The 9,913-nt window shown below is 67.3% G+C and carries 12 protein-coding genes; all 12 read right to left on the bottom strand.

What is annotated here, in order from left to right:
- Window position 1: 1 nt before the first annotated feature.
- The 12 genes from EOD42_RS16835 to EOD42_RS16780 all read right to left on the bottom strand — a co-directional run bounded on the left by EOD42_RS16835 (window position 2) and on the right by EOD42_RS16780 (window position 9,775).
- A complete protein-coding gene (locus EOD42_RS16835) occupies window positions 2-712 on the bottom strand; it encodes a phage neck terminator protein (RefSeq protein ID WP_127788737.1) in 711 nt (236 codons plus the stop codon).
- Window positions 712-1,077: a hypothetical protein gene (locus EOD42_RS16830; protein ID WP_127788736.1), complete on the bottom strand. Its 366-nt coding sequence runs from the start codon at window positions 1,075-1,077 to the stop codon at window positions 712-714. The genes EOD42_RS16835 and EOD42_RS16830 overlap by 1 nt, the downstream gene beginning before the upstream one ends.
- A complete protein-coding gene (locus EOD42_RS16825; protein WP_127788735.1) occupies window positions 1,074-1,616 on the bottom strand; it encodes a hypothetical protein in 543 nt (180 codons plus the stop codon). Before EOD42_RS16825 ends, EOD42_RS16830 begins: the two co-directional genes overlap by 4 nt.
- Complete coding sequence (locus EOD42_RS16820; RefSeq protein ID WP_127788734.1) at window positions 1,613-2,065, bottom strand: DUF4054 domain-containing protein; 453 nt, start codon at window positions 2,063-2,065, stop codon at window positions 1,613-1,615. Before EOD42_RS16820 ends, EOD42_RS16825 begins: the two co-directional genes overlap by 4 nt.
- A 2-nt stretch (window positions 2,066-2,067) precedes the next feature.
- On the bottom strand, window positions 2,068-2,487 hold the full coding sequence (locus EOD42_RS16815) for a hypothetical protein (RefSeq protein ID WP_240655191.1): 420 nt from the start codon (window positions 2,485-2,487) through the stop codon (window positions 2,068-2,070).
- A gap of 3 nt (window positions 2,488-2,490) precedes the next feature.
- Window positions 2,491-3,543: a major capsid family protein gene (locus tag EOD42_RS16810; RefSeq protein WP_127788733.1), complete on the bottom strand. Its 1,053-nt coding sequence runs from the start codon at window positions 3,541-3,543 to the stop codon at window positions 2,491-2,493.
- Window positions 3,544-3,554: 11 nt separating this feature from the next.
- Window positions 3,555-4,466 carry a structural cement protein Gp24 gene (locus EOD42_RS16805; protein ID WP_127788732.1) on the bottom strand — a complete coding sequence of 304 codons (912 nt, stop codon included), beginning with the start codon at window positions 4,464-4,466 and terminating at the stop codon, window positions 3,555-3,557.
- A 12-nt stretch (window positions 4,467-4,478) separates the two neighbouring features.
- Window positions 4,479-5,639, bottom strand: a complete 1,161-nt coding sequence (locus EOD42_RS16800) for a DUF2213 domain-containing protein (protein WP_127788731.1) — start codon at window positions 5,637-5,639, stop codon at window positions 4,479-4,481.
- Between the two features lie 177 nt (window positions 5,640-5,816).
- Entirely contained in the window at window positions 5,817-6,641 is an 825-nt protein-coding gene (locus EOD42_RS16795; protein WP_127788730.1) for a phage head morphogenesis protein, read from the bottom strand.
- Window positions 6,642-6,643: 2 nt separating this feature from the next.
- Window positions 6,644-8,044, bottom strand: coding sequence for a DUF1073 domain-containing protein (locus EOD42_RS16790; protein WP_164867985.1), 1,401 nt, complete (start codon window positions 8,042-8,044; stop codon window positions 6,644-6,646).
- A 92-nt stretch (window positions 8,045-8,136) separates the two neighbouring features.
- Window positions 8,137-9,546 (bottom strand): phage terminase large subunit, encoded by a 1,410-nt coding sequence (gene terL, locus EOD42_RS16785; protein WP_127788728.1) that lies wholly within the window; start codon window positions 9,544-9,546, stop codon window positions 8,137-8,139.
- Window positions 9,497-9,775: a hypothetical protein gene (locus EOD42_RS16780; RefSeq protein ID WP_127788727.1), complete on the bottom strand. Its 279-nt coding sequence runs from the start codon at window positions 9,773-9,775 to the stop codon at window positions 9,497-9,499. The genes terL and EOD42_RS16780 overlap by 50 nt, the downstream gene beginning before the upstream one ends.
- Between the last annotated feature and the right edge of the window lie 138 nt (window positions 9,776-9,913).

Below are 9,913 nucleotides of genomic sequence, written 5' to 3'. Positions count from 1 at the left end.
CCTACGGGAGTGGGTTCAAGTCGATGACCACCTCGCCGGCGAACTGCTGCGGCGTGGTGACAACCGGGTTGGCTTGCAGGACGGCATCCAGCGTCCAGCGGGTTTCGATCTGCTTCTCGCCGTTGAGGAACGGCGCCTGGCGGGGATCGCTCGCATAGAGCGGCGCCACATCGCTGCGCTGATCGGCGAAGAACTGGCAGGCGTAGTCGGAGCGCAGCAGCGTCGATATGAGCTGCGCGTTGTCGCCCGAGAGCGGGCCGTGCACGTCGATCTGCACCGTCACACGCGTGGCCTGCATGGCCTGCCCGGTGCCCGCGAACAGGTCGCCAGAGACGGGGGCGATGGGGGCATTCAGGTTGTATGTCCCGACGCCCCCCGTGCCAGTCCCGAAGGAGGACACGTAGATGCCGGCGGGGATGCCGGGGCCATAAAGCGGGGCGCCGATGACCACCTCGCCGAAATCCACGGCCGTCACGTCCAAGGTCTGACCCGTCGCGCTGCCGGTCAGGGCCGCATCGTGGTAGTTGGTCTCGTTGGTCGCTAGCCGCTCGCGCATGATCGGCGTCATGACGACGAAATCCGGCCCGATGGGCTCGGGCACACGGTTCGTCTGGCCCCGCACGACCTCTGTGCCACTCGGCAGCACGGCGAGCAGGAAGGACCGCAGAACCGTGAGGATCTGCGTTTCCGTTAGGCTGATGGTGGTGGGCATCAGACCTGCAGCACCGCGACCAGCTTCGTCCAATCAGGCCACTGTTCCAGCGTCTGCGCGACCAGGAAGCGGTCCGTCCCGATGGTGATCAGGTCGCCGCCATTCTGGCCGGGCCGCACGACACCGCGCCAGTCGCCGGCGAGGTAAATGGCCCGCGCGTCCCCGGTGATGTTCAGGCCCTCAATCTGCTTGAGGTCAGCGAAGGACAGCGCCTGGACCTGCACCATCACGTTCTGCGGCGCGTCGTAGTTGGGCACCTGCGTGCCGTCGGGCAGCGTCGTGTAGCCCTGGCTGGCTTGCAGCGTGGCCAGGACATGCGGGTTCACCGTGCCGATGGCGCCATAGACGATGGAATGCAGGTTCACGACCGCACCTCATAGTCCACGCTGTTCAGCAGGTGGCCGGTCCACACGAGGGGTTTGGCCTGCGTGCCGGTGACGCTGGGCTTCACGCCCGCGGCCACGTCGCGTCGAGCCTGGGCCACGTCCGCGCCGGTGATTTCGTCGCGGCGGTTGCCGAACCGCTCGCGCAGCAGCAGGGTCACATCGCTGAGCGGCGGGGAGTTGGTCTTGATGATCGAGGCTCGCAGCTGCCCAGCGATACCCTGGCCCATCAAACCCATGGCACGGTCCACGTCATACTCAGCTGCAACCAGCACCTTGCCCACCTTGTCGCCCCACTCGGAGGACTTCTCCGAGACCATGGTGCGGAAGTAGGGCCGCGGCGGGATGCCGGCCTTGGGCGCGCCGAACTCCTGAATGGCCGCGATCATGGCGACGGGCTTACCGTCCTCATAGGTCGCGCCTTCCAGGAACCCCACCCGCAGCTCGGCCTTCTTGCTGACCTGCTGCGACAACTCGGCCAGCTTGGCTTGTAGCTTGGCGCCGCCGGAGAGGGCGTTCATCGGAACCCCCAATCAGGCCCGACCACGGGCCAGCCGAACGGGATCGGCGTCACCGGGCCCGGCACATAGCGCATGGTCCGGTACCGCGCCGTCGCCTGCCAGTAGGCCGCGCCGTACTTGGTCTGTACGAACCACGCCTGAGAGGCCGTCACCGGCCCGGCATCGACGCCCACGCTCACCGAACCTTGCGTGGCGTTCGTAACACGCCCCACCAGCGGCGAAGCGGGCTGGCCACCCACACCGGCATAGAGCGCAGCCAGATGGGCCGTGAGCATGTTCAGCAGCGTGGCGCGCTGCCCCAGATCGCACACGATGCTGGACGCGGTGTTGTCCAGATACAGGCAGGCTTCCGCGAAGAAGCCATCAGCCTGCGGCTGCGTGACCGTGGAGAACTCGGGATAGCGCGCCACCCAAGCCGCATAGTCGAAGGTGACGACGCCATCGGCCATGGTCAGGCGGCCTTACCGGGCTGGATGCCGGGCGCCGGCTTGTCGGGGTTCATACCCTCGAAGCCGCTCAGGACCGCCTTCTTCTCGCGCGCCTCGGCGGCGACGGAAGCGCCCTTGGACGCCGCGAAGATCAGCCCAGCCTTCACCGGGGCGTAGTCCCGGTTCTGCTCCAGCCACTTCGCCCAGAAGTCGGCCGGCACGTCCGGCGTCAGGGCGAAGCCGCCGGCGATGGTGGGGGCGTCCTCGGGCAGAGGAACGCCCACCGGAAGCGCGCACCCGCGCAGGGTCACGCTGGCCACGGGAGGCCGCTGGACAGCCTCCGTCTCGCCGGGGCGCCCGCTCGCGCGGGTGTCCACCTCGGGCATCAGGTCCAGGCGCAGGCCATGCGGCAGCTTGCTGGCGATGGTCACGGTATCGGCCATGGATCAGAGCCCCAGCATCTGCGCGATGGCGAAGGGCTGCTTGATGATCGCGCCCCAGGTGCCCTGCGTCTTCTTCTGCTTGAAGGCGCTCATCTCGCGGATCACGGGATGGGCGCGCAGCTTCTCGTTGAAGGCGCAGTAGCCGGTGTCCTGACCCTGCACCTGATCCGCGATCAGCTGCACGACGTTGCCGGCCGCGGTCGCGTATTCCGGCGCCGTCTCGATGCGCAGGTTCGGGAAGTTCTTCTTCAGCAGGTCGGCGACGTTCACGTTGAACGAGTTCGTCGCGGTCATCGCGATGGACGAGCCCGGCGACATGCACAGCTTCATCGGCGTGGCCATGTCGATCGCGCCCTGCGCCTGCTGCGCCACCAGCTGGATGTAGAGCGACTGGATGTCGCTGTAGATCTCGTTGGCGGTCGCCGTCACCACGCCGGCCGTCACCCACGGGCCGTGCGCCTGAGAGCCATAGGCCTTGGGGCCGGGCTGGAGCGCCGCGGACAGGCTCGGGTCGTTCAGGATGCCGTAGTTCTGCAGCCCGGCCACGCCGAAGAAATAGGTCTTGTTCTGGAACTTGTTCAGCACCTGCACGGAGGCCAGGTTCTGCTGCGACGCCCAGTTCAGGCGCGCCAGGTCGGCCCGCTCCAGTTCCAGTTCACCCCATTCGGTGATGGTCTGGTAAAGGTAGGACTGGCGCTGCGGCCAGTTGGCGTTCACGCCGACGTGGCCGTTGTTGTTGTAGTCGCCGTAGGAGCTCACCTCACCGGTGTTCTCCACGACGGGGAACAGGGCCGTCGTGTCCAGCCAGGTGCCCTTGCGGACCTCGCCCATGATCTCGGCGGCCTTCATCGGCGCGACGATCACCTTGACGATCTCCGGGTCCACCCACTGCGTGAGATAGGCCGGGATGGCGCTGTTCGCCGTGGTCACCAGCGTCGGCTGCGCGTCCATGGCGAGGGCGAAATTGTGGCGGTAGGCGTCGGGCAGGTACTCCCGCGCCTCCGGCATGAAAATGCCCCACTGGCTTTCCAGGGCGGCGAAATCTGCGTTGCGCATGTCGGTTTCCCTTAACCCAGCGGCTGCGAGGAGATCTTGAGCAGCTCGCCGGGCAAGCTGTTCGACGCGACGATCCACTTGGTCTCGACCGCGCCGGTGGCATTCACCGTGGCGGAGGCAGCCGTCTGCGTGAGGTTGACGTAGTAGGTGCCCGTGCCGCCGGTGCCGGTGCCGAAGCCCGTCACGATGGTGTTGGCCGTGACGTTGGTGCCGCTCAGCACGTCACCCACCGCGAGGGCGCCGGAAGCGACGGCCGTGACGGTCATGGTGCCGTAGGAGGCGCTGACGGTCGTGGAGGCCACCGTCTGGAAGATCGACACCTGATAGGTGCCCACACCGCCGGTCGTGCCGGTCAGCTGGCGCACGACGGTCGTGCCGGTCACGACGCCGGTGCCGGACAGGATCGCGCCCGGAACCAGCGTGCCGGAGCCCACCGCGGTCACGGTCATCACGTTGTCGGTGATGGAAGCCGTGACGCTGGCGGAGCCGGCGGCGATGGACGCCGTGGTCACCGCGCCGGAGGGCGGCGAGCCAGTCGCGCCGGTCGTGATGACGCCGGTCGCGTAGTTCGCGTACACCTTCTGGCCGATGATGCCGCCCGTGGCCGAGCGCGCCCAGAAGTCACCGCCGGTCATCACCGTCACCGGCATGCCGGGGCGGATCAGCATGGAGGACTCGGCCAGGAAGGTGGTGATGAGGCCCTGCTGCTCGCGATGGATGAAGCCCGCGACGGGGCCGGAGCCGTAGTTGGTGGCCGTGGTGCCGCTCGGGTCCACCCACACGAAGCGGCCGACGGTCACGCCGAGAGGGCCGGCCACGATCTGGCCTTCGCCAGCGTTGTAGGTGAAGCGGGGGTTGGCGGAAGCGAAGTCACCTTCGACGGCCGGAGCCTGCGTCAGGTTGACCTGGGTCTGGAAAGGCATGTGCGTGGCTCCTTACGCGCTCTTCAGGCGGTTGACGCCCGGGATGCGCTCCGCCAGGCCCTTGGCGCCGGCGGCGTCCATGGCGAGGGGCTTGCGCGGCTGGAAGGCGCCGGGGACGGGCTGCGCCTTGAGGATGTGGGGGTAGGCCGCGGCAGGCACATCGGCGCCCACCTCGACGTTCAGCTTGTCGAGGGCGAACTTGTAGACCTCGGCAGCGCTGTCCATGGCCACGGCGATCTCACCCACATAGGGGCGGACGGCGCGCTCGGCCTCGCGGATGGCGGACTGCTCGGCGCGGATGGCCGCAATCTCGGCAGAAAGGCCGGCCTTCACGCGGGCGTTGATGGCAGCATCCATCGCCTGCTCGCGCTTCTCCTCCTCCTCGTCCTCGTCTTCGCCCTTGGGCTTGTCGCTGGCCTTGGACTTGTCCTCGTCGTCCTCATCCTCGGCCTTGGGCTTCTCTTTCTCATCCGCCTCATCGGCGGCGAGGAAGTGCTTGGCCAGGAGGGCGTCGAGGCCATCCAGGGTGGCGTCGGCCGCGAGGCGCGGCTGAAGGAATTCGGAGAGCGCGCCCTTCACCAGAGCGGCCTTCCGGGTCAGGGTAGGCATGGAAATCTCCTTCGGGAGTTGGTCGCCGACGATGCATTCGGGGCCGGCGCGCCCCGTCGTTACGAGGCTGACGTGGTTGCCGGTGATCTCCACCATGCGACCGTCATAGGCCTCGCCGTCGATTTCGCCGGGCGTCATATCCGCCCGGTAGAAGTAGCCGCAGGACAGCTCTCGCTGCGTCCCGCTCTCGATGACCGCGATCCCCTCGCCGTCCCACACGGTCAGGGGCGCGCGCACGAAGGGGGCATCCCATACCGCCTCACCGACGGCGCCCACCACAACCTCGCGGTCATGGTCGCCAGCCATCTGCGGCCGGTGCACCAGCATGAGAGGCTTGCCGGTAAAGGACGGCGCTGCGGCGGCAAGCGCATCGGCATCGCGGTAGAGGCGATAGACCCGTTCAGCATCCAGCCTGAGGTCGCGCCAGCCGGGGATTTCACGCCCCAGATAGCCACCCACATTCGCCTTGGAGAGGTTCGCCATCTCCACGATGAGGTGGCCGGACTTGTCGAAGGCCCGCACGGAGCGGTCCAGCGCCATATCGGCGTCTGCAACGGTCGTCATAGGGTCATCTCAAGTCGGTAGCCACGCAGGAGCCGAATAACCATCTCGTCCCGGTGCATGTCGCGGCCTCGCAGCACGCGCCACGTCGCACTGACGAAAAGAGGCAACACAAAGCGCAACCAGAAGAACCGCGAGCGCCTTACGCGCATCGTCACCTGAGCCATGCTGTCTCCGAAGTCAGTCGAAGCCGGGGATCACGGAGCGCGACACACATCGGCAATTCACTTCCCGCCCCGGCCACGTCCAAACACCGTCGAGGTACATCCCCTTGGCGATGTCGTACTTCTCGCCGTCCGCCGCGAGGTGCGACGGGCGGGGGTGCTTCCCACCATGCGAGTGCTGCCAGATGGCCTCGGTGATCCCGAGTTCCTGCTGTCGCACCCGCGTGATGGTGGCCGTGGCCTTTGAATTCTGGTCCCTGGCTATGAGGGCCGCGCGCCGGCGGGTGATGCCCAGCCGGGCTTCCAGATCCTTTGTCAGCGCGCCCAGGTCCCGCCCGGACTGCACCGACCGCATCACGGCACCCTGCACCTGGGTCACATGCTCAGCCGCGAGGTTCGAAATCAGGTCGATCTGCTCACCAATTGTGGCTTGCAGCACGTCATTCGCGGTCGGGCTCAGGCTGAAACGCACCGAGAACCCGGCATCGTCCAGAATGCGGCGCATGGCAGCATCCGACCGCTCGAACGCCGACTTCGAGAACCACGCGGCCAATTCCGGGGCCGCCGTATCGAACCGGCTTTCCCACCGGCGCCCGAGCCGCTTCATCTCGTCGCGCAGATACATGGCCGCGCTTTTGCCCTGCGGCCCGTCGTCGTCCTGCGCCAGCCGGGGCGTCTTGGCCTTCCACGCCGCCGTGACCTTACGCACGATGTCCGCGTGCATCTGCGCCACGAGGGCGTCCAGCTTCTTCCGGAATGCGACCGTCAGGCCCGCGTTAGGCCGCACGGCCGGCAGCACCACATCCCGAGGCTTGCGAGGCAGCAGGCGGTTGAGCGCCATGGCTACTCCTCCGCCGCCGCACCTTCAGGCTCGCCCACATCCTCATCCGGCACATCCGGCAGCACGTCCAGGTCCAGCGCCGGGTACATGCTGTCCTCGGCCATCGCCAGGCGCTCGCGCTCCTCGGACGGGTCGAGCACGCCGGCGGTGATATAGACCGCAGCCGTGTCGGCATCGGTCTTGCGAACCGTGGCCGCCTGCAAGTCGTCCATCTGCCACAGCGGCTCGAACACGAAGCCGATCTCCGGGTCGATCTCGCCGAACTCGTGCAGTTGGATAATCTGGATGACCCGTTCCAGGTTGTCAGCGAACAGCTGCTCCTGCCGGGCCCTGATCCAGTCGTAGAACGCCCGGATTTCGCCGTCGGTCGAGGTGTTCAGCCCCGCCGGCGTCGTGCCCAGCAGCACCACGAGAGGGATGCTGGAAATGGACGCGATCTGCTCCTGGGCCTGGGCCTGGAGCTTGTCGAGGTTGGCCAGCGGAACCGAGACGTTGGAAATCTCTTCCGTCGCCTTGTCCGTCATCATCACGCCACGGTTGTCGCGAGTCTGATTGAACAGCCGGGCACGGTTGATGAGATCGGCTGCACCGCCCTGTTGCAGCATGTTCGACATATCCGTCGCCAGCTGCATGACCGAGTAGTTGTGCACCAGATCGCCCACGCTGGTGCGAGTGCGGATCCAGTTGTTGACGTAGGGCATGGCCATCTGCGTGAGCGAGAGGCCGCCGAAATTGTACGCGGGCTTCAGAATGTCCGGCACCTGGCGCCCGACGAAGTTCAGCAGGCGCGAGGAATGCACCACCTGCGCCATGACGAACCAGTTCGACGGCCGGTAATAGTCGTCGGCCATTGGGTTCACGCTGTTGTACTGGTTCGGATAGGTCCAGACCGGCTCGATCACCCGAAGCGCCTTCAGGCCGCCCTTGGGGATCGTCTTGCTGTCAATCACCAGCGGCAGGCTCAGTGCGTCGCCAGCCGCCCCGGTGTCCACGAAAATGTGGCTCATGCCGAAGAAGCCGTCTTGCTCGGCCGCCTCGCGGAACTTCTCCTGCACCCGGAAGCGCTTCATCGCCGCTTCCAGCTTCCTCAGTCTGTCTGCCTTCCCCTTGTCCTGCTTGCCGTCGCCCGTCGCCTGGAGCTTGATCCAGTTGCGGGTCATGGACATGGCGATCTTTTCGGAGATCAGCCGGTACTCGGGAAGCTGCGCCAGCTCGGCCAGATACTGATAGCCGACGAAGCCGCCGACCGCGCTGTACAGGTTGACCTGCTGCGCCGCCCAGCCATAGCCGCCCGGAATGCACTCATCCATCGCCATGCCGTCGTTGCCGTCCGGCAGGACGCCAGGCATGGGCGTAGGCAGCTTGAACGCGCGCTCAGCGGGCACTGGTGCAGTGGCGGCCACGGCCCCATCCAGGCCGGCCCAGCGCTTAGGAGCAGGCTGAGGCGCCGGCGGCGCGGGCTCCTCTGCCGTCCGCCTCCACGGCCAGGAGAACTTCATACCGCGTCCAGCACGGCGGAGGTGATGTTGAGCGGGCCAGGCTTGAGGCCGAGCACCATGAATGCGCGCGAAAGAGCGTCCACCTGATCGTCCTTCGTCGCTGACGGGAAGCCACCCAGCTCATCCAGGAAGGGCCGGTTCCACGCCCCGCGCACGATGCTGAGGTTCCCCACGTTCACCTGACTGGCCACCGGGGCCGCCCGCGTTGCCTTGTCGCCCGTCTCCGGGCTGCTCTCGACCGTGAAGCCCGCCAGCTTGCGGGTCAGGTAGAGCACCTGCGTCTTGCCGGCCTGGCCCGGATCCTGCGGGAGCGAGATGCGCACGCCTCGGCCGTCCTGCTGGGCGGTGTTGACGATCATGCGCTCCACGTCGTCAGGTCCGCCGCGGTCTCGCACCACGTCCAGTACCACGAACCGGCCATCCGGCAGCCGCTTCAGCTTCACACCCACGGTCCAGTCCGGATCGCGCGTGCCGGCCTGCTTCGTCGCTGCAAGGTCCCAGGCCCGGACGGTGTGCCCCCCGGCTGGCTCTGCCTCCATGGTCTCGATCGCCGAGATGCGGAACAGCGAGCCCTCGCCGGGCCTGGGATCCTGCTGATAGAGCGCCTGCCAGTCGCGCATGGCGCCTGACCGCTCATAGGTATCGCGCTTCTCGGCCAGTTCGGCGCCGTAGCCGTAATCATCATCGCCCCACAGCGGGGCGCCCAGCTCTCGGCCGAGCGGGTCGTCGTTCGCCGTCGCGAAGGCCGGCAGCTTGATGACGCGCCAGCGTTCGGGCTCGACCTGCAACAGCCGTCCGGCAAGGTCGTCCTCATGCCAGCGGGTCATGATGAGCGCGATGGCGCCGCCAGGCTTCAGGCGGGTGCGCAGGTCCGCGTTGAACCAGTTCCAGGTCCGCTCGCGTAGCGTCTCGCTTTCCGCATCCGCCCGAGACTTCACCGGGTCATCGATAATCGCGAGGTCCGCACGGATGCCGGCAATCGGGCCGCCCACACCGACCGCGCGGTATTCGCCGTGGTTGGTAGCCTCCCACCGCTCCACGGCCTCAGTGGCCAACCCATAGCCCAACATGCGGCTGTGCTCGCGGATTTGCCCCTGCACGCGGCGCGAGAAGGTCTCGGCCAGGGTAGCGGTGTGGCTCGCCCCGATGACGTTTAGACGCGGGCGCTGGGCCAGATACCACGCCGGGAACAGGACGCTCGAATAGGTGCTTTTCGCGCTGCCAGGCGGCATGAACACCATGAGGCGGTCATTCTCGCCTCGGGCAACGGCGCTTAACTCGTCGATCAGCAGGCGATGGTGCGTCGCCGGCGCGAACCCCTGGCCGGCCAAGGCATGCTCGGCCCAGGCGCCCAGGTCAGCCCTGACCCGTCTCCGGAGCAGCAGATGCGCGGCGGCCTCGTGCAACGATGGCGGCAAGTTCCTCGTCCGTCAGGTCCTCTAGCGGCGCGTCCCGAAGGGTCACGTCCAGGTCCTGCTTGAACTCGCGGTTCAGCTCGGCGTGCTTGAGGATCATGGTGTGGTGGTGCGGGTGCGTGGGATCGTTGATGATTTTCAGCCAGCGCCGCGCGGTGTTCTCGATATGGGGCGCAAGCAGGCTGCGGAACGTGGCCTTCTTGCCCTCGCCGTCGCCCACGCCCTTGGGACGACCTGGCCCAGCGCCACGGTGGCCTTCGCCGTTGGCGTCACCCGCTCCGAGACCGCCGGCGGGCTTGTCGCCCCCGCCCTTCGCCCCGCCGTTCGTCCCCTTGGGCCGCGTCCCTGGCGTCCTGCC

The sequence above is a fragment of the Rhodovarius crocodyli genome (assembly GCF_004005855.1).
GTDB classification, from domain to species: domain Bacteria; phylum Pseudomonadota; class Alphaproteobacteria; order Acetobacterales; family Acetobacteraceae; genus Rhodovarius; species Rhodovarius crocodyli.
This window is presented reverse-complemented; position numbering and strand designations above follow the sequence as displayed.